Source organism: Rhizobium ecuadorense (assembly GCF_001187535.1).
Classification (GTDB): Bacteria; Pseudomonadota; Alphaproteobacteria; order Rhizobiales; family Rhizobiaceae; genus Rhizobium; species Rhizobium ecuadorense.
In genome coordinates, this window is sequence record NZ_LFIO01001192.1 from 1 (window position 1) to 217 (window position 217).

1 pseudogene is annotated in these 217 nt (G+C 54.4%); it reads right to left on the minus strand.

Annotation, left to right across the window (positions count from 1 at the left end):
• Positions 1-217 (minus strand): annotated as a pseudogene (locus AF337_RS44580) (helix-turn-helix domain-containing protein); the annotation flags it as partial.

The window sequence follows — 217 nt, forward strand, 5'->3', positions numbered from 1 at the left end:
ATTGTCGATTTCAGCATTGTCCAGGATCAGACGTCGTATTCGCAGTCGTACTTCCTCGACGATCAATTTCCGTCTTGCCGCACTGCCGCCCTGCCACTCCTTTTCCCATCGTGGGAGTGTCAACGCATCCATCGTTTCCTGATTTGCTTGCGCCAGAAACCTCCCCTGCATGATCGACTGCCTCGCCTTTCTGTCCACCGGCAGACCAAGGAAATCG